A 17,131-nucleotide genomic window follows, 5' to 3' on the forward strand; every position below is an offset into this window, starting at 1 on the left:
CACTCCGCTGGAATACTCCTCATCCGTCTCGGCGCAGTCGCGCCGATCCACTTTCTCCCACAAGGGGAGAGGGGAAGAATCCTAAAGCGGCATCTCGGACGTCTGCTTGATCGTCTGGCTGGGCACATCCGTCTTGACGTTCTGCACACCCCTGATGCGGCTCAGATGTTCCGACTGGAAGCGGCGGTAGTCGTCGATGCCGGCGGCCACGATCCGCACCATGGCGTCGCAGTCGCCCAGCATCAGATAGCACTCCATCACTTCGGGGAATTTCGCCACCTCGGCGGCGAAATGCTCGATCGTGTCCTCGTCCTGCTGCTTCAGCCAGATGCGGGTGAAGAATGTCTGGCCACGGCCGATCTTGGCCGGGTTGAGCATCGCGACATAGCGGTCGATGACGCCGGCCTCCTCCAGCAGCTTGACGCGCCGCAGGCAGGGCGACGGCGAGAGGCCTACCTCCCTGGCGAGATCGTTGTTGGCCATGCGGCCGTCGCGCTGCAGGGCGCGCAGAATGCGCCTGTCGATCTCATCCAGCTTCATAGCTCAAGATTCCAATGCTCTTTGTAAATGCGCTATCAAATGCCAAATCTTGGCAGAAACAGCCCAACTTCGCAACCCGATTGCCGGGCGTTTCGGCTATTGTCCGGCGATCGACACCCCCCCGCAACCGAGCGGGAAAACGGCGGCCGCCAGGCCAGCCGAAGGCAAAGTCATGAGTGTTTCCGAGGTCACCCTCGCAGGGGAGCAAACCAGCAACGGCCGCAGCGCCGAGTTCCGGCGCGGGCTTGCCGCCTCGACGCCGGTGCTGCTCGGCATCATCCCCTATGCGCTGGTGCTTGGCGCGCAGGCCGCGCAGAAAGGCCTCAGCGTCGTCGAGGTGCCGCTGATGACCGGGCTCAACTTCGCCGGCGGGTCGGAATTTGCCGCGATCCAGCTCTGGACCTCGCCGCCGCATATCCTGCTGATCGCCGGCATCACCTTCCTGGTCAACAGCCGGCATTTCCTGATGGGCGCCGCACTTGCGCCTTTCATCAAGCACCTGCCGAAGCGACAGGTCTTTCCGGCACTGTTTCTGATGTGCGACGAGAGCTGGGCGGTCGGCCTGGCGGACGCGCAACGCCGCGCCGCCGCCGGCCTGCGACCAGCCTTCAGCCTGCCTTTCTATCTTGGCGCCGGCCTGCCCTTCTACCTCGCCTGGGTGGCGTTCACGACCTGCGGCGCAGCCCTCGGCCCGGTGCTTGGCGACGTCGGGAAATACGGCTTCGCAATGGCCTTCCCGGCCGTCTTCCTGGTGCTGCTTCGCGGTATGTGGAAGGGCTTTGCGGCGGCGCGGCCCTGGCTCGTCAGCCTGGTGGCGGCCGCGCTCGTCTATCTCGTCGTCCCCGGCGCCTGGTATGTGGCGGCCGGCGCGCTGTCCGGCCTGGTGGCCGCGTGGTTCCTGGCAGGTGAGAAATGATCGATCCGATGACCGTGTTCGCCATCCTGGCGATGGCCGGCGTGACGTATCTCACCCGCGTCGGCGGCTATGTGGTGCTGAGGAACCGCACGCTCAGCCCGCGCGCCACGGCAGTGATGGAAGCCGCGCCCGGCTGCGTGCTGATCTCGGTGATCGCGCCGGACTTCGTCTCGAAGAACCCGGCCGACCTCGCGGCGCTGGCCATAACCGTGCTTGCCGCGACAAGGCTGTCGATGCTGCCGACGGTGGTGATCGGAGTGGCTTCGGCGGGCGTGCTGAGATGGCTGATCGGCTAGCCGAGATCAGCCGCCGTAGAGCCTCAGCTCGTCCGGCTGGACCGAAGCGAGGTCGCCTTCGCCCTGCCCGCCCTCATGCTGCTTCAACGCGGCACCCAGACTTTCGTTGTCTGTACCTCGCGGATCGACTATCGCGCCAACGAGCGTGTCGAGAGAAACGCCAAGCTGGTCCAGGCCAAGCTGTCTCTCGATTTCGGCGATCGCCGATGGAGATTGCCGTTTCAAAGCTTCGACGGCGCTCTTGACCGCCGCGCCATAGGAAGACACCGACTCATAGTCGGCCTGATCGACACCGAACTCCTTGCCCGCGCGCTCCATCAGCCGCACTTTGACGGCCGTGATGTTGAGGCTGTCGACGCTGAACATGGTCGCCGACAGGGCGGGCGCCGACTGCATGAGCGGTATGGCCGCGGGGCCGGCGGCGATGCCGATGTTCGCCGCCGCCCTGGGGTTCGGCGGCAGGCGTTGCTGCAGGATCACAAGCGCGGTTGTGTTGAGCATCGAAGACATTTGCCGGTCTCGCAGACACCCGTCCATCATGGAGCGGACGCCGGACGGTCGACCCAAGACATCATGTCCTGAGCGGAACAGCCCACAGGCAGTAGTCCAGTTGTCCTAAAAATTCGCCAGAGCAACCGTTCATCATTTAACGAAATGGTGAGCCGCTCTATCGCTTTGCTTGGCGCAAATCCTGGGAAAAGGGCCAGGCAAGGTCGCCTGATCCGCCCCACACTCGTCTTGGGATTGCTGCATCAACCAGCCCGCATCCCCAGCGCGCCGCCCGTCGCCCTTGCCACGATCGCTTCCAGCGGCTCGGGCCGGTGCAGGAAATAGCCCTGGCCATAGGCGACGCCCATGCCCATGAGGATCTCCAGCGCGTTCTTTTCCTCGACCTTCTCGGCCACCACCGCGGCGCCCATCGAGCGGGCGATGCCGGTGATCGCCGAGACGATCTCGCGGTCGAAGCGGCTGTCGGCGATGTGCTCGACGAAGGAGCCGTCGATCTTGATGGCGTCGATGGGAAAGCGCCTGAGATATTCGAAAGAGCTCATGCCGGCGCCGAAATCGTCGAGGCTGACGCGGCAATGACGCTCGCGCGCCCGGCGCACAAATGCTTCGGCCGCGTCGAAATTGGTGACGGCGGCGGTCTCGGTGATCTCGAAGCCGACGGCAGACGGCGAAGCGCCGCTCTCGGCAATGGCTTCGTCGACGAAGTCCCAGAGCTGCGGATCGGAGAGCGTCTGCGCCGACAGGTTGAAGTCGAGCGAGACGGCGCCCGCGCGCATCGCTCCGCCATGGCGCGTCAGCGCGGTGCGGATGATCCAGCGGTCGAGCCGGGCGGCAAGGCCGAAGCGCTCGGCGACCGGCATGAAATCGCCGGGCGGGATCATGTTGCCGTTGCGGGCCTCGAGCCTGGCCAGCACCTCGACATGGCGGCTGTCTTCCCATGGCTGGCCGAGCCGGTGGATCTCCTGGCCGTAAAGCTTCAGCCGGCCGTCCTCCATCGCATCGACCAGGTCGGCGGCCAGCCGCGCGGCGTTGAGGCCGCCGGAGCCCGAAGTCGTTTCCGGCGAGAACACCGCGAAGCGGTCGCGGCCGCCGGCCTTGGCGGCGTAGCAGGCATCGTCGGCGCAAGCGAGCGCATCGGCCACGCTCATGCTGCGATCGCGCACGAAGGCGATGCCGATGCTAGCGGCAAGCCTGCGCGAGGTGATAGCCGAGCCGAGGTCGGCGTTGCGCACAGCGGCAAGCACGGCGCGGGCAAGGTGCTCTGCACAGGCGTCGTTGCAGTTCGGCACCAACAGCGCGAATTCGTCGCCGCCGAGGCGTGCCGCATGCGCCGCCGTCGGCAGGCTGGCGAGAATGCCCGCCGCGACGCTCTTCAGCGCCAGGTCGCCGGCGGCATGGCCGGCATAGTCGTTGAGGGCCTTGAAATAGTCGAGGTCGACATAGAACACGGCAAGCGGCAGCCGCTCGGCTATCGCGATGTTCTCGGCAAGCAGCCGATCGAAGGCCGAACGGTTGAGCAGCCCGGTCAGCGCGTCGTGACGCGCGGCGAAAGCAAGCTCCTCGGCGCGCTGCTTCTCCTCGGTGATGTCGCGCACCGTGCCCAAAATCTGGCCGGCCGAGCCGACGCCGGCAATGAAACGCACCAGCGACTCGACATGGCGGATCTGTCCGTCGCGCAGGATAATCCGGTATTGCGAGGCGACGACGCTGTTCGAGCCTGGCGCGATCTGATGCGCCCGCTCGGTGGCTTCCTTGTCGTCGGGATGCAGGTAGGTGTGCCAGAGCTCCGCCGTCACCTCGTCCGTATCGGCAACCAGGCCGAAGATCTCGCGCGTGCGCGCGTCCCAAAAGCTTTTCCTGGTGCCGATATCGTGGTGCCAGATGCCGGTGCCGCTGGCGGCAAGCGCGAGGCGGAACCGGGCATTGACCTGCTCGAGCGCCGTCTCGGCCTCTTTCTGCCGGGTGATGTCGGTCTGCACGCCCATCAGCCTGAGCGGCTTGCCGGCGGCGTCGCGCTCGACAATGCCGCCGCGGTCGAGCACCCAGACCCAATGGCCATCCTTGTGGCGCAGGCGCAACTCGGTCTCGATGGAATCGACGATGCCCGCAATATGCCGGTCGCCGCTTTCCTGAGCGCGCTGGCGGTCGTCCGGATGGGTAAGCTTGAGCCAGAGATCCGGCGTGTTGGCGAGTTCGCCCGCCTCATAGCCCAGCATCTTCGACCAGGTCGGCGAATAATAGCAATCGCCGGTCGACAGATTCCAGTCCCATAGGCCGAGATGAGCGCGATCAAGCGCCATCGCCCAGAACTTGCCGTTGCGTTTATTGTCGTCCGCCATTCTTTCTTCTTGCCGCCCTGCCTCGGCAATACTGCATGAAAGCAGAGAAGAAAGAGTTACCGGGAGCGGTTCAGCTCATCTTCCCCCTTGTGAGGAGATTGCTAGCCGCCCACCGCCAACCGTCTCCTCACCACAGCCGCATGAAACCGCGCGCCGTGCAGCAGGCCTTCGTCGTTGAAATCATAGCCGGGATTGTGCAGCGGCGCGGTGTCGCCGTTGCCCATGAACACGAAGCATCCCGGCACATGGTCGAGGAAGCGGGCGAAATCCTCCGAGGCGGTCATCGGCTCAGCCGCGACGCGAACAGCGTCGTCGGCCAACACCGTCCTGGCCGCCGCAAGCGCCTCATCGACGAGCGCCGCGTCGTTGATCAACGGCACGAACTCGCGGGTATAAGTGACTTCAGCCGCGACGTTATAGGCCTGCGCCGTGCCCTCGGCGATGCGGCGCATCTCCTTTTCGATCGCGGCGCTCACCTCGGGGCGGAAGCTGCGGCAGTCGCCGAGGATGCGCGCGGTGCCCGGCAGCGCGTTACGGGTGCCGTCTGTGATGAGCTCGGTCACCGAGACGACGCCGATATCGGCGGGGCTCAGGCGGCGCGAGACGATGGTCTGCAAGTTGACCACCAGCGCGCAGGCGGCGACCAGCGTCTCCTGGCCGGCATGCGGCCGCGCCGCGTGGCCGCCGAGGCCTTTCAGCACGATCTCGAAATTGTCCTCGGCCGACATGACAGGACCGCCGCGGGTCTCGAAATGGCCGATGGGCAGGCCCGGCATGTTGTGCAGCCCAAAGATCTCCTCGAAAGGGAAGCGCTTGATAAGGCCGTCGTCCAGCATGGCCAGCGCGCCCCTGCCCCATTCCTCTGCCGGCTGAAAGATGAAGCGCACCGTGCCGTCGAAGCCACCTTCACCGGCAAGCAGCTTTGCCGCGCCGAGCAGCATCGAGGTGTGGCCGTCATGGCCGCAGGCATGCATGATGCCGGGCGCCTGCGAGCGCCACGCTTGCACGCCTTGCTCGGCGATGCGCAACGCATCCATGTCGGCGCGCAAGGCGATGGCCCGGTTGCCGCTGCCTCGGGTCAGCGTGCCGACGACGCCGGTGCCGCCGATGCCTTCGGCCACCTCAAGTCCGAAGTCGCGCAGCTTATCCGCCACAAAGGCGGCGGTGCGTTTTTCCGCGAAGCCGAACTCAGGATGGGCGTGGAGATCGCGCCGCCACGCCGTCATCTCGCTGTGCAGTGCCTGTTGGTGGAGTTCAGCCATCGGTCGCGCCCCCAAGCCTTTTCTTAACACGGAGAACCGCAATCGCTCTCAGGCAGTCTGCAGGAACACCTCTTCCGGCGCCATCCCGACCAGCTCGGCAAAGCGGCCATGGTCGGTCGCGCCTTCCGAATTGACGACGAGCACGCGCGAATGCCTGTCGAGGCCGAGTGCCGTGCTTATATGCCTGTCGCCCGCGGCGCGGACCAGGCCGGCGAGGCCTGCCCCGCCGCTCTCGCCGGAAACGATCGCCGGATCGCTGCCCAAGGGCCGCGCCAACCGCTTCATCACCGAGACGGCGTCCTCCTCGTCCACCGTCATGAAGGCATCGCCGACGCGCGCCAGCACGCGCCAGGCGACGAGGGAGGGCTCGGCGCATTCGAGCATCGTCATCACGGTCGGCTCTTGATTTGCGATCGTTGCCGGACGTCCGGCCTCGGCCGAAGCGTAGACGCAAGCCGACCGCCGCGGCTCGACCACCACGGCCTTCGGCCGCCTGGAGCCAAGCATGACAGCCATGTGGCCGGCGATCGCCGCCGCGAAGCCGCCGACGCCGGCCTGCAGGAAGACATGCGTTGGTGGCTCGGCCATGCGCCGCAGCGTCTCGCGCACGATCACCGTATAGCCCTGCATGACCAGTCCGGGGACGCGCTCATAGCCCAGCCAGGAGGTGTTGGAGACGATCTTCCAGCCGCGCTCGGCGCCGACGCGCGCGACTTCGCGCACCGCATGGTCATAGCCGCCCTCGACCTCGACAATCTCGGCGCCGAAGCGGGCGATGGCCGCGACACGCTCGCGGCTTACGCCGGCATGGACGAAGATCACCGAACGCGCGCCGACGAGGCTGGCGCCCTGCGCCACGGAGCGGCCATGATTGCCGTCGGTGGCGCAGACGAAGATCATGCCGGACGCGATCTGGCGCACTCTGGAGTCGTTTATCTCGCTGATATCGACATCGCGCCCGAGCCACTTGCCGGCCTCCTCCAGCACCAGCCGCATGACGGCATAGGCGCCGCCCAGCGCCTTGAAGCTGCCCAGGCCAAGACGCTGGCCTTCATCCTTGACATGAAGCGCCGCGATGCCGAGCTCGTCGGCCAGCGCCGGCAAGGCGTGCAGCGGTGTTTCGGCATGGTCATGGCGCGCCTTGAGATAATGCTCGGCCCGCTCGCCACCAGCCAAGCCGAGTGCCTCCGCATCGGCGGCAACCAACGGCTGGTTGTATTCTGGACGTTGGTTGAGAAGCAGCATGCTAGTCTTCCTGCGAGGCACTGAACTCTGTCGGCGGGCGCGATTCGGGCGCGATTCCGCGCGCTTTAATTGGCTAAGTGATTGAAGTTTGTTTCGATTGAATGTCGCCGGATGTTCGCTTCGCAGCGACTCGATACCGCCAACTTGACTATTTTTGGGGATATTCCGCCCCGGTTGCAGGGTGCCGGCGATGCCCATCTGCTTTCCTACCCTTATTAGTCGGCCGCCAGCCGGGCGGCAACGCCGAGCAGGATGTTGGCGCCGGCAACCAGCTCGTCGGGAGCGGTGAACTCGGCCGGGTTGTGGCTGATGCCGCCCCGGCTCGGCACGAAGATCATCGCCGACGGCGCGATGCGCGCGATCATCTGCGCGTCGTGGCCGGCGCCCGACGTCATGCGCCGGCAGGACTGCCCGGCGGCCCTGGCGCCGTCCTCGATCAGCGAGACGATGGCGGCATCGAAGGTCACCGGCTCGAAACGCGCCAGGCTTTCGGCATGGATGGTGACGCCGGCGCTTGCGGCAAGCTCGTCGAGGAAGGCGGCGAGCGCCGCTTCCTGCTCGCGAAGATGCGTTTCGTTCGGATCGCGAAGGTCGATGGTGAAGGTCGCCCGCGACGGGATAACGTTGATGGCGTTGGGCTCGAAAGCGATGGTGCCGACGGTCGCAACCGTGCGCGTCGACGAAGCGCTGGCCCGGTCGGCGAGGAAGCCGATCACGCGCGCCGCGGCGACGCCGGCGTCGCGGCGCATCGACATCGGCGTGGTGCCGGCATGATTGGCCTCGCCGTCGATGGTGATGCGCTGCCAGGAAATGCCCTGCAGGTTTTCGACCGCGCCGACGGCGATGCCTTCGCGCTCGAGCACCGGCCCCTGCTCGACATGCAATTCGACATAGGCATGCGGCTTGAGGAAACCTGGCTCGTGTTCGCCGGCATAGCCGATACGCTCAAGCTCCTTGCCCAGCGCCGTGCCGTCGGTACCGATGGAGGCCAGCGCTTCGCCAAGGTCGCGGCCGCCGGCAAAGACCAGCGAACCCATCATGTCGGGCGAAAAGCGCACGCCCTCCTCATTGGTGAAAGCGGCGACGACGAGCGGGCGGGCCGGCGAGAAGCCAGCCTCCTTCAGGCTCTCGATCGCCTCGAGGCCGGCAAGCACGCCATAACAGCCGTCATAGATGCCGGCGTCGATCACCGTGTCGATGTGGGAGCCGAGCATGACGGGCGCCTGGCTTTCGTTGGCGCCATCCTTCCAGATGCTGAAGATGTTGCCGATGCGGTCGACGGCGATTTCGAGCCCCGCCTCTTCCAGCCAACCGACGAGGCGATCGCGGCCGAGCCTGTCCATGTCCGAGGCGGCGACACGCACGAGCCTGCCCTGCGCGTCGCGGCCGATTCCGCCGAGTTCCTGGATGCGGCCTAGAAGCCGGTCGGCATTGATCGTCAGATTGCTCATGCCGGCAGCCTTGCATTTGCGACCTCGTCCGGCGCTATGCCCACCAGCTCGGCATAGCGGCCGGGATCGGTCGCGCCTTCGGAGTTGATGATGAGCACGCGCGAATGGGCATCGAGGCCGAGCGCCGTCCGCATCTTCTTGTCGCCAGCGGCGCGGATGAGCCCGGCGAGCCCTGCCCCGCCGCTCTCGCCGGAGACGATCGCCGGATCATTGCCCGCAGGCCGCGCCAGCCGGTTCATCACCGCCACCGCGTCCTCCTCGTCCACGGTCATGAAGGCATCAGCGAGACGCGACAGCACACGCCAGGCCACCAGCGACGGCTCATAGCATTCGAGCATCGCCATCACCGTCGGCTTGCTGTGCGCGATCGTGACCGGATGTCCGGTCTTGGCCGTCGCATAGACGCAGGCCGCCCGCGCCGGCTCGACCACAGTCACGATCGGCCGCGCGTCGCCGAGCACGATGGCGAGATGGCCGGCGACCGCAGCGGCGAAGCCGCCGACGCCCGCCTGCAGGAAGACGTGGGTGGACGGCTCGGGCAGACGCTTCAAAGCTTCGCGTACGATCACCGTGTAGCCCTGCATCACCAGCCCCGGTATGCGTTCGTAGCCCGGCCACGACGTGTCGGAGACGACGGTCCAGCCGCGCTCGGCGGCGACGCGGGCGGCTTCCCTGACCGACTGGTCGTAATCACCGGCGACCCGCACCATTTCGGCACCGAAGCGGGCGATGGCCGCCACGCGTTCGTTGCTGACGCCCGAATGGACGAAGATGACCGAGCGCGCGCCGACAAGGCCGGCGCCCTGCGCCACCGAGCGTCCGTGATTGCCGTCGGTGGCGCAGGCGAAGGTCATTTGCGCCGAGATCGCCCTCACCTCGGGCTTGTGCAGTTCCTCGACCGCGACCGCGCGGCCGAGCCGCCTGCCGGCCTCCTCCAGCACGAGATGCATCACGGCATAGGCGCCGCCGAGCGCCTTGAAGCTGCCGAGGCCGAGGCGCTTGCCCTCATCCTTGATGTGGGCTGAGCCGATGCCGAGTTCGGCCGCCAGCGCCGGCAAGGCATGAAGCGGCGTCTCGGCATGGTTGCCGCGCGCGGCAAGAAAGCGCTCGGCTTCCCCGACGCCAGCGAGCCCAAGCGTCGCGGCATCCTCGGGCGTCAGCGGTTGATGATGATCGGGGTGGCGGTTGAGCAGGAACATGGGTCTCTCCGTCTTGATTGCTGAAATTTATTGCAAGCCGGGCGAGAAAGGCGCTCTGTTTTGGCGCTCGAAATGCAAGTTTGTTTCGTTTGGAACGCTGCCATGCCCATTTCGCCCGAACTCGACGCCTTCGATCGCGCCATCCTCGCCGTCCTGCAAAAGGACAATGCCACGCCGCAGCGCGCCATCGGCGAGGCCGTGAACCTCTCGGCGCCGGCCGTGCAGCGGCGCATCAAGCGCATGGAGGAGACCGGTGTCATCCGCGCCAATGTCGCGCTGGTCGACCCGGCCAAGGTCGGCCACCCGATCACTATCTTCGTCGAGGTCGAGGTGGAGAGCGAGCGCGCCGAGCTGATCGACGCCGCCAAGCGCGGCTTCGCGCAAGTGCCCGAAGTGCAGCAATGCTACTACGTCACCGGCGAGGCCGACTTCATCCTGGTCGTCACCGTGGCGAGCATGGCCGATTACGAGGCGCTGACAAGGCGGCTGTTCTTCGAGAACAACAATGTGAAGCGGTTCCGGACGTTTGTGGCGATGGACCGGGTGAAGGTGGGGCTGGAGGTGCCGGTGGATGCACCTTCAGCATGATTCCATCTCGTATCATCACATGATACTTCGCGCTTGATCGCAGGAACGTATCATGAGAAGATACTATTCGAGGGCGGTGGATGATACGTTCGTTCAAGGACAAGACCACAGAAGCGGTTTCGACGGGCAAAGCTCCGAAAGGGTTTCCAGCAGATCTGCTTCGTACCGCTCAGCGGAAATTGTTCATGCTCGACAATGCCACCGAACTTATGGATCTCGGGGTCCCGCCGGGAAATCGACTTGAGGCGCTGAAAGGCGACCGCGCCGGCCAGTACTCAATTCGTATAAACGAACAATTCCGCGTTTGCTTTCGATGGACCGATGGCGGGGCGGACGATGTAGAGATCACCGATTATCACTAGCGAGCCGACCAGCTCTCTTCGCAGGAGCGGAACCGAATGATCAACCTCGACAGACCCATTCACCCCGGCGAGATATTGAGGGCCGAGTTTCTCGAGCCGCTCGACCTGAAACCATACACGCTGGCGAAGAAGCTCCACGTCCCACGCACGCGTATCGAGCGTCTGGCCAACGAGACCACGCCTGTTACGCCGGACACGGCTTTGCGTCTGGCAAAGTTCTTTGGCACGACACCGCAGTTCTGGATGAACATGCAGGCCAGTTACGACCTGGCCGTCGAGGGCGCGTCGCTTCAGGAAGAGCTCAAAGAGATCGAGCGGTTCGAGGCGGCCGCCTAGGGGCTATCGCCTTACCGCCCCAGCCACCGCGCATAGATCTCTCCGACAATCCCGCGCCGGAAGATAAGAACGCAGACCATGAAGATGAGCCCGGTGGCGATCGTCACCGGGAAGCCGGAGGTCGCAAGCGTGTTCTCCATGCCGACGACGAGGCCCGCCCCAACCGCCGGGCCGACCATGGTGCCGATGCCGCCGAGTAGCGTCATCAGGATCACCTCGCCCGACATCTGCCAGGTGACGTCGGTGAGCGTCGCAAACTGGAAGACGATCGCCTTGGTCGCGCCGGCGAAGCCGGCAAGCGTGGCCGACATGACGAAGGCGGCGAGCTTGTAGCGGCCGACGGAATAGCCGAGCGAAATGGCGCGGTTCTCGTTTTCTCTTATTGAACGCAGGATCATGCCGAAGGGCGAATTGACGATGCGCCAGATGGCGAAGACGCCGATGAGGAAGACGGCGAGCACGAAGAAATACATGTTCATGGTGACGTTAAGGTCGATCACCCCGAAGAGCGTTCCACGCGCAACGCCCTGGATGCCATCCTCGCCCTCGGTGAAGGGCGCCTGGACGCAGAAGAAATAGAACATCTGCGCCAGCGCCAGCGTGATCATCGAGAAATAGATGCCCTGCCGGCGGATGGCGAGGAAACCCATGACGAGGCCCATCAGCGCCGCACCCGCGGTGCCGAGCAGGATGGCTGCCTCCGGCGGCCAGCCCCAGGCTTTCACGGCGTAGGCGCAGAAATAGGCCGCGCCGCCGAAAAAGGCGGCATGGCCGAAGGATAGCAGGCCGGTGTAGCCGAGCAAGAGATTGAAGGCGCAGGCGAACAACGCGAAGCAGAGCATCTTCATGACGAAGATCGGATAGACGAAGAAGGGCGCGGCGATCAGCGCCGCGATGCCCAGCGCGATCAGCGCCCGTTCCAGCCTGAGCGAGGCTGCGGCGCGTTCCTGGTGCAGGGTTGCCTCGCTCATCTCAGGCATCCCTTCCGAACAGGCCGGCGGGCCTGAGCAGCAACACGATCACCATGATGACAAAGACGACGAGGTTCGAGGCCTCTGGATAGAAAACCTTGGTCAGGCCCTCGGCGAGGCCTAGCATGTAGCCGGTGACGATGGCGCCGAGGATCGAGCCCATGCCGCCGACCACGACGACGGCGAAGACGACGATGATGAGGTCGGAGCCCATCAGCGGGCTGACCTGGTAGACGGGCGCGGCGAGGATGCCGGCCAGGCCCGCAAGGGCCGCGCCAAGCCCGTAGGTGAGCGTCAAGAGCAGCGGCACGTTGACGCCGAAGGCCTGCACCAGCTCCGGGTTCTCGGTAGCCGCACGCAGGTAGGAGCCGAGCCTGGTCTTCTCGATCAGCAGCCAGGTGCCGATGCAGACGATGAGCGAGGCCACCACCACCCAGCCGCGATAATTGGGCAGGAACATGAAGCCGAGATTGGTGCCGCCGGCAAGCAGCGTCGGCACGGCATAAGGGTTGCCGGAGACGCCGTAGTAATAGCGGAACACGCCTTCGATCACCAAGGCGAGGCCGAAGGTGAAGAGCAGGCCGTAAAGCGGGTCGAGGCGGTAGAGCCGCGACAAGGCCAGGCGCTCGACCACCATGCCGAACAGGCCGACGATAAGCGGCACCAGGACCAGCGCCGGCCAATAGCCGATGCCCAAATGCACGAGCAGCAGATAGCCGATGAAGGCGCCCAGCATATAGAGCGCGCCATGGGCGAAATTGATGATGCGCAGCAGGCCGAAGATGACGGCGAGGCCGAGGCTGAGCATGGCATAGAACGAACCATTGATCAGACCGACGAGAAGCTGGCCGAGCAGTGCCTGGATGGGGATACCGAAGACCGTCATCATGGTGCGATCATACTCCCAGCACCTCGTGCAGCTTGTCGGTGTGCGCGGAAAGCTGGCCGACCGGGAACTCCTCCACCACCTTGCCGTGGTCCATCAGATAGAAGCGGTCGGCGATGCGGGCGGCGAAGCGGAAATTCTGCTCGACCAGAAGGATGGTCATGCCGCGCTTCTTCAGCGTCGTCAGCAATTCGCCGATGCGCTGGACGATGACAGGCGCCAGGCCTTCGGTCGGCTCGTCGAGCAAAAGCATCTCGACGCCGGTGCGCAGGATGCGGGCGATGGCCAGCATCTGCTGCTCGCCGCCGGACAGTTTCGTGCCCTGGCTGTTGCGGCGCTCCTTGAGGTTGGGGAAGAGCTCGAAGATTTCTTCCACGCTCATGCCGCCTTTGGCCACGACCGGCGGCAGGATCAGGTTCTCGTCGACGGTGAGGGTCGCGAAGATACCGCGCTCCTCCGGCACGAAGCCTATGCCTTGATGGGCGACGCGGTGCAGCGGCAGGCCGATCAGTTCCTTGCCGTTGAAGGTGACGGAGCCGGCGCGCTTGCGGATCAGCCCCATGATGGCGCGCAGCGTCGTCGTCTTGCCGACCCCGTTGCGGCCAAGCAGCGTGACGGTCTCGCCGCGCATGACGTCGAGGTTGACGCCGTGCAGCGCATGGCCCTCGCCGTACCAGGCGTGGAGGTCGCGCACCGCCAGCAGCGGCTCACTCATGCTCGGTACCCATATAAGCGACGCGCACGCGCTCGTCCTTGCTCACCGTCGCGTAGTCGCCGGCGGCGAGCACCTGGCCACGCTGCATGACGGTGATCCAGTCGCAGAGATCGGCGACCACGGTGAGGTTGTGCTCCACCATCAGCACGGCGCGGTCCTTCGCCAGCGAGCGGATGATGCCGGAAATCATGCCGACATCCTCATGCCCCATGCCGGCCATCGGCTCGTCGAGCAGAAGCACCTTCGGGTCGAGCGCTAATGTCGTGGCGATCTCCAGCACGCGCTTCCTGCCATAGGAGAGGTCGCCGGCGAGACGATGCGCCGCGTCGTCGAGGCCAACGATGGCAAGCAGCTCGCGCGCTCTCGTCGTGAGCTCGTCCAGCGCCGAGACGGGGCGCCAGAACTGATAGCCAAGCCCGCCCGGGCGCTGCAGCGCCACGCGCACATTGTCGAGCACGGAAAGGTGCGGAAAGATCGCCGATATCTGGAACGAGCGGACGAGGCCCATGCGCGCCACTTTCGCCGGCGGCGCGCGGGTGATGTCGGTGCCGAGCAATTCGATCCTGCCGCTGGTCGGCTGCAGGAATTTGGTCAAGAGGTTGAAGATGGTGGTCTTGCCGGCGCCGTTCGGGCCGATCAGCGCATGGATCTTGGCCTGGTGGACGTCGAGGTCGACATCCTTCACCGCGACGAAGCCGGCGAAGTCGCGCCTGAGACCGCGGGCGGAAAGCACCACCCGCGGCGTCTTGTCGGTGCTGTCCGGGCGGACAGCGGTGGCGGTGTCGAGCGTCACTTGGTGACGAGCGGGCAGCCGCTGTCTTCGGCCTTCATGAAGGCCTTGTCGCCGGGAATGGTCGCCAGATAGGTGTAGTAGTCCCAGTCCTTCTTCGACTCTTCCGGCTTCTTGACCTGGTAGAGATACATGTCGTGCACCATCGAGCCGTCGGCCTGCACCTTGCCGTTGGCGGTGAAGACGTCGTTGACCGGCATTTCGTGCAGTTCCTTGGCCACCGCCTCGGTCGCGTCGGTGCCGGCCTTGTCGATGGCCTTCAGATACTGCGTCACCGCCGAATAGGTGCCGGCCTGGATCATGTTCGGCATGCGGCCGGTGCGCTTGAAGAAGCGCTGCGCGAATTCGCGGCTCTTGTCGTCGCGGTCCCAGTAGAACCCTTCGGTCAGCACAACGCCCTGTGCCGCCTGGAGGCCAAGCCCATGCACTTCGGCGAGCGTGAAGAGGAGCGCCGCAAGCCGCTGGCCGCCGGCAACGATGCCGAATTCGGCCGCCTGCTTGATCGAGTTGGAGGTGTCGAGGCCGGCATTGGCGAGGCCGACGATCTTGGCGCCGGAGGACTGCGCCTGGAGCAGGAAGGAGGAATAGTCGGTGGAGCCGAGCGGATAGCGCACCTCGCCCAGCACCTTGCCGCCGCTCGCCTCGACGAGCTTGGCGGTCTGGTCCTTCAGCGAATAGCCGAAAGCGTAGTCGACGGTGATGAAATACCAGCTGTCGCCGCCCTGCTTGACCAGCTCGCCGCCGGTGCCGACGGCCTGCGAGTGCGTGTCATAGGCCCAGTGGAAGCCGTAGGGCGAGCATTGCTTGCCGGTAAGGTCGGTGGAGGCCGCGCCGGTGACGATGTCGATCTTCTTCTTTTCCTTGGAAAGCCCCTGGACGGCGAGCGCAACGGAGGACGTCGTGAGTTCCATGATCGCATCGACCTGCTCGGTGTCGTACCACTGGCGCGCGATATTGGAGGCGATGTCGGGCTTGTTCTGATGGTCGGCGCTGACGATCTCGATCGGCGCGCCCTGCACCTTGCCGCCGAAATCCTCGACCGCCATCTTGGCGGCCTCGACCGACCACTTGCCGCCGAAATCGGCATAGACGCCCGACTGGTCGTTGAGAATGCCGATCTTGACCTTGCCGTCGGAGATTTCGCCGGCCGCCGCCGGCATTGCGGATGCCGCAAGGAGCGCGGCCGAGACGAGATAGGATGCTTTCACTGGTGGTTCCTCCCTGGTGGCAACCACGGGAAACGCGGCTGCCTCGCGATGGTTCAACAGTTCTTTCGGATTTTTGGATTGGAGCCTCGATCCCGCTCTGCGGCGCCTCCTCCTGCGGGCTCTTCTGTTTGCGGGCTGGGCCGCGGCGTGCCTTGGGTGCACGGGCGCGAGCCTAGCATCACATTTCGCGAGCCTGGAATGCTATTTTCGTAGCATGGCAGATGAATGGGACGACCCGTTGCCGGGGACGATCAAGAGGCGGTCACGCGTCGATGAGACGCTCCAGGACGATCAAGCGCGAGCAGCGGCTTTTTTATCCTTTTTGTCGCCCTGGTCGACCAAGTGATAAGGAACGATCAAGACCTCCGCGGGGATATGCCACTCACGATTGAGCTTGAAAGCCATGTCCATCGTCAGCGCTCGCTTGCGGGCTAGAATCTCAGATGCACGCGACGCCGATCCGAGCAGCTTTACCAGCGCGTGCCTGCTGAGATTGGCCATCTCCATATGAGCAGTGATCGCGTCCACCGGGTCGGTTTCCGCGATAGGGTAGTGTTTTGCCTCGTATGCTTCGATGAGTTCAGCAAGAACATCGAAACGATCAGCGTCAGGCGTGCCGGGAACCGGCTCCTTGTCAAAATAGCGAGTGATCTCCGCAATCGCCCAATCGTAATCGGCTTCCGTCTTAATGGGTCGGATATTGTCCATCACACCTTCTCCGCGTCTATCTTGTCGTACTCAGCGTGGGTGCCGACGAACTTGATGAGTACCCTCTTGAACGTATAGCTGACATGCGCAATCAGCCGGTACTTATCGCCCGCAATGTCGAACACCACTCGGTTATCAGCTACGAAATCGACGCTCGTGCCGAACTGTTCCTTGATGTCAGCCGGTCCCTTCCACTCTGCCTTTGCTCGATGCATTGAACCAGGCCGTCAGTGGCATTTTTGATTGCGGGTGCTTCGTCCAGAAGGTGACGAGCGCTTTCCTGCTGACGATTTGCATGCATCCATAGAGCCATTCCCCAAACTGGGAACAAGAGAAATTTACCCAAATTGGGAAATATCCTTCCCACCGACGCCTGCTCACCACGGCAGCTTTTTGCCATCGCGGAAAAAGCCGCCGGTCGGGCCGTCGTCGGGCAAGGTCGCGGCCCAGACGATGCCGGCCGCGCCTTGCGCGACCGGGCGCCCGCCAGGGCCGCCCATGTCGGTCGCGACCCAGCCGGGACAGATCGAGTTGACCAGCACGCCCGCGCCATGCAGTTCCGCGGCCAGGATGCGGGTCAGGGCGTTGAGCGTCGCCTTGCTGGTCGAATAGGCCGGCGCGCCGGCTCCCATCGAAGCGAGTGAACCGCCCTCCGACGAGACGTTGACCAGCCTGCCGTGGCCGGCGGCACCGAGCAGCGGCGCGAAGGCGACCGCGACACGCCAAGCGCCGAAGACATTGGTCTCGAATGCCTCGCGGATCATCGTCCAGTCGGGCTCGAGCGCCCATGCCGAAGGGTCATAGTGGAT

The 17,131-nt window shown here is 64.9% G+C and carries 19 protein-coding genes and 1 pseudogene; 5 read left to right on the forward strand and 15 right to left on the reverse strand.

Translation table 11 applies throughout. The features are described 5' to 3' along the window. Positions 1–81 precede the first annotated feature (81 nt). The gene (locus FJ471_RS30635; protein ID WP_140809012.1) at positions 82–540 is read right to left on the reverse strand and encodes an Lrp/AsnC family transcriptional regulator; all 459 of its coding nucleotides are present in this window, start codon (positions 538–540) and stop codon (positions 82–84) included. Positions 541–712: 172 nt separating this feature from the next. Between FJ471_RS30635 and FJ471_RS30640 the strand changes: the two genes are divergently transcribed. Both FJ471_RS30640 and FJ471_RS30645 read left to right on the forward strand, forming a co-directional pair. Next, positions 713–1,456 carry an AzlC family ABC transporter permease gene (locus FJ471_RS30640; RefSeq protein WP_140809014.1) on the forward strand — a complete coding sequence of 248 codons (744 nt, stop codon included), beginning with the start codon at positions 713–715 and terminating at the stop codon, positions 1,454–1,456. Then, a complete protein-coding gene (locus FJ471_RS30645; RefSeq protein WP_140809016.1) occupies positions 1,453–1,752 on the forward strand; it encodes an AzlD family protein in 300 nt (99 codons plus the stop codon). The genes FJ471_RS30640 and FJ471_RS30645 overlap by 4 nt, the downstream gene beginning before the upstream one ends. Before the next feature lie 6 nt (positions 1,753–1,758). Here FJ471_RS30645 and FJ471_RS30650 read toward each other — a convergent pair whose 3' ends face one another. The 6 genes from FJ471_RS30650 to FJ471_RS30675 all read right to left on the reverse strand — a co-directional run bounded on the left by FJ471_RS30650 (position 1,759) and on the right by FJ471_RS30675 (position 9,758). Then, complete coding sequence (locus tag FJ471_RS30650; RefSeq protein WP_140809018.1) at positions 1,759–2,262, reverse strand: hypothetical protein; 504 nt, start codon at positions 2,260–2,262, stop codon at positions 1,759–1,761. Between the two features lie 242 nt (positions 2,263–2,504). After that, positions 2,505–4,601, reverse strand: a complete 2,097-nt coding sequence (locus FJ471_RS30655; RefSeq protein WP_140809020.1) for an EAL domain-containing protein — start codon at positions 4,599–4,601, stop codon at positions 2,505–2,507. A gap of 101 nt (positions 4,602–4,702) precedes the next feature. Beyond that, positions 4,703–5,863 carry a M20 aminoacylase family protein gene (locus FJ471_RS30660; protein ID WP_140809022.1) on the reverse strand — a complete coding sequence of 387 codons (1,161 nt, stop codon included), beginning with the start codon at positions 5,861–5,863 and terminating at the stop codon, positions 4,703–4,705. A 48-nt stretch (positions 5,864–5,911) separates the two neighbouring features. Beyond that, positions 5,912–7,108 carry a diaminopropionate ammonia-lyase gene (locus FJ471_RS30665; protein WP_140809024.1) on the reverse strand — a complete coding sequence of 399 codons (1,197 nt, stop codon included), beginning with the start codon at positions 7,106–7,108 and terminating at the stop codon, positions 5,912–5,914. Between the two features lie 215 nt (positions 7,109–7,323). Continuing rightward, a complete protein-coding gene (locus FJ471_RS30670) occupies positions 7,324–8,559 on the reverse strand; it encodes a Zn-dependent hydrolase (protein WP_140809026.1) in 1,236 nt (411 codons plus the stop codon). Next, on the reverse strand, positions 8,556–9,758 hold the full coding sequence (locus FJ471_RS30675; RefSeq protein ID WP_140809028.1) for a diaminopropionate ammonia-lyase: 1,203 nt from the start codon (positions 9,756–9,758) through the stop codon (positions 8,556–8,558). Before FJ471_RS30675 ends, FJ471_RS30670 begins: the two co-directional genes overlap by 4 nt. 102 nt (positions 9,759–9,860) lie before the next feature. On the opposite strand from FJ471_RS30675, the gene FJ471_RS30680 reads away from it, so the two are divergent. The 3 genes from FJ471_RS30680 (at position 9,861) to FJ471_RS30690 (ending at position 11,044) form a co-directional block, all read left to right on the forward strand. Continuing rightward, positions 9,861–10,346: an Lrp/AsnC family transcriptional regulator gene (locus FJ471_RS30680; RefSeq protein WP_140809030.1), complete on the forward strand. Its 486-nt coding sequence runs from the start codon at positions 9,861–9,863 to the stop codon at positions 10,344–10,346. 80 nt (positions 10,347–10,426) lie between these two features. Then, positions 10,427–10,708 carry a type II toxin-antitoxin system RelE/ParE family toxin gene (locus FJ471_RS30685; protein ID WP_140809032.1) on the forward strand — a complete coding sequence of 94 codons (282 nt, stop codon included), beginning with the start codon at positions 10,427–10,429 and terminating at the stop codon, positions 10,706–10,708. Between the two features lie 36 nt (positions 10,709–10,744). After that, positions 10,745–11,044, forward strand: coding sequence for a HigA family addiction module antitoxin (locus tag FJ471_RS30690; RefSeq protein ID WP_112097758.1), 300 nt, complete (start codon positions 10,745–10,747; stop codon positions 11,042–11,044). 11 nt (positions 11,045–11,055) lie between these two features. Here the strand turns inward: FJ471_RS30690 and FJ471_RS30695 are convergent, their stop codons facing one another. The 8 genes and pseudogenes from FJ471_RS30695 to FJ471_RS30730 form a co-directional block, all read right to left on the reverse strand. After that, positions 11,056–12,015: a branched-chain amino acid ABC transporter permease gene (locus tag FJ471_RS30695; protein WP_140809034.1), complete on the reverse strand. Its 960-nt coding sequence runs from the start codon at positions 12,013–12,015 to the stop codon at positions 11,056–11,058. A 1-nt stretch (position 12,016) separates the two neighbouring features. Next, positions 12,017–12,904, reverse strand: a complete 888-nt coding sequence (locus FJ471_RS30700; protein WP_140809035.1) for a branched-chain amino acid ABC transporter permease — start codon at positions 12,902–12,904, stop codon at positions 12,017–12,019. A 7-nt stretch (positions 12,905–12,911) separates the two neighbouring features. Further along, positions 12,912–13,616, reverse strand: a complete 705-nt coding sequence (locus FJ471_RS30705; protein WP_140809037.1) for an ABC transporter ATP-binding protein — start codon at positions 13,614–13,616, stop codon at positions 12,912–12,914. Then, the gene (locus FJ471_RS30710) at positions 13,609–14,409 is read right to left on the reverse strand and encodes an ABC transporter ATP-binding protein (protein WP_140809039.1); all 801 of its coding nucleotides are present in this window, start codon (positions 14,407–14,409) and stop codon (positions 13,609–13,611) included. Before FJ471_RS30710 ends, FJ471_RS30705 begins: the two co-directional genes overlap by 8 nt. After that, the gene (locus tag FJ471_RS30715; RefSeq protein ID WP_140809041.1) at positions 14,406–15,614 is read right to left on the reverse strand and encodes an ABC transporter substrate-binding protein; all 1,209 of its coding nucleotides are present in this window, start codon (positions 15,612–15,614) and stop codon (positions 14,406–14,408) included. Before FJ471_RS30715 ends, FJ471_RS30710 begins: the two co-directional genes overlap by 4 nt. A 291-nt stretch (positions 15,615–15,905) precedes the next feature. After that, positions 15,906–16,322: an XRE family transcriptional regulator gene (locus FJ471_RS30720; protein WP_140809043.1), complete on the reverse strand. Its 417-nt coding sequence runs from the start codon at positions 16,320–16,322 to the stop codon at positions 15,906–15,908. Further along, positions 16,322–16,619: pseudogene (locus FJ471_RS30725) on the reverse strand (type II toxin-antitoxin system HigB family toxin). The gene FJ471_RS30720 and the pseudogene FJ471_RS30725 overlap by 1 nt, the downstream one beginning before the upstream one ends. Before the next feature lie 80 nt (positions 16,620–16,699). Then, the coding region (locus tag FJ471_RS30730; protein WP_140809045.1) for an SDR family NAD(P)-dependent oxidoreductase at positions 16,700–17,131 on the reverse strand (432 nt) is incomplete at its 5' end.

Origin of the sequence: Mesorhizobium sp. B2-7-1 (assembly GCF_006440735.1) — a bacterium.
Classification (GTDB): domain Bacteria; phylum Pseudomonadota; class Alphaproteobacteria; order Rhizobiales; family Rhizobiaceae; genus Mesorhizobium.

Coding starts and splice junctions, on each gene's coding strand:
- FJ471_RS30665 (WP_140809024.1), bottom strand. CDS start 7,108: ATGCTGCTTCTCAACCAACGTCCAGAATACAACCAGCCGTTGGTTGCC.
- FJ471_RS30685 (WP_140809032.1), top strand. CDS start 10,427: ATGATACGTTCGTTCAAGGACAAGACCACAGAAGCGGTTTCGACGGGC.
- FJ471_RS30650 (WP_140809018.1), bottom strand. CDS start 2,262: ATGTCTTCGATGCTCAACACAACCGCGCTTGTGATCCTGCAGCAACGC.
- FJ471_RS30700 (WP_140809035.1), bottom strand. CDS start 12,904: ATGATGACGGTCTTCGGTATCCCCATCCAGGCACTGCTCGGCCAGCTT.
- FJ471_RS30705 (WP_140809037.1), bottom strand. CDS start 13,616: ATGAGTGAGCCGCTGCTGGCGGTGCGCGACCTCCACGCCTGGTACGGC.
- FJ471_RS30680 (WP_140809030.1), top strand. CDS start 9,861: ATGCCCATTTCGCCCGAACTCGACGCCTTCGATCGCGCCATCCTCGCC.
- FJ471_RS30695 (WP_140809034.1), bottom strand. CDS start 12,015: ATGAGCGAGGCAACCCTGCACCAGGAACGCGCCGCAGCCTCGCTCAGG.
- FJ471_RS30690 (WP_112097758.1), top strand. CDS start 10,745: ATGATCAACCTCGACAGACCCATTCACCCCGGCGAGATATTGAGGGCC.
- FJ471_RS30670 (WP_140809026.1), bottom strand. CDS start 8,559: ATGAGCAATCTGACGATCAATGCCGACCGGCTTCTAGGCCGCATCCAG.
- FJ471_RS30720 (WP_140809043.1), bottom strand. CDS start 16,322: ATGGACAATATCCGACCCATTAAGACGGAAGCCGATTACGATTGGGCG.
- FJ471_RS30640 (WP_140809014.1), top strand. CDS start 713: ATGAGTGTTTCCGAGGTCACCCTCGCAGGGGAGCAAACCAGCAACGGC.
- FJ471_RS30675 (WP_140809028.1), bottom strand. CDS start 9,758: ATGTTCCTGCTCAACCGCCACCCCGATCATCATCAACCGCTGACGCCC.
- FJ471_RS30645 (WP_140809016.1), top strand. CDS start 1,453: ATGATCGATCCGATGACCGTGTTCGCCATCCTGGCGATGGCCGGCGTG.
- FJ471_RS30660 (WP_140809022.1), bottom strand. CDS start 5,863: ATGGCTGAACTCCACCAACAGGCACTGCACAGCGAGATGACGGCGTGG.
- FJ471_RS30635 (WP_140809012.1), bottom strand. CDS start 540: ATGAAGCTGGATGAGATCGACAGGCGCATTCTGCGCGCCCTGCAGCGC.
- FJ471_RS30655 (WP_140809020.1), bottom strand. CDS start 4,601: ATGGCGGACGACAATAAACGCAACGGCAAGTTCTGGGCGATGGCGCTT.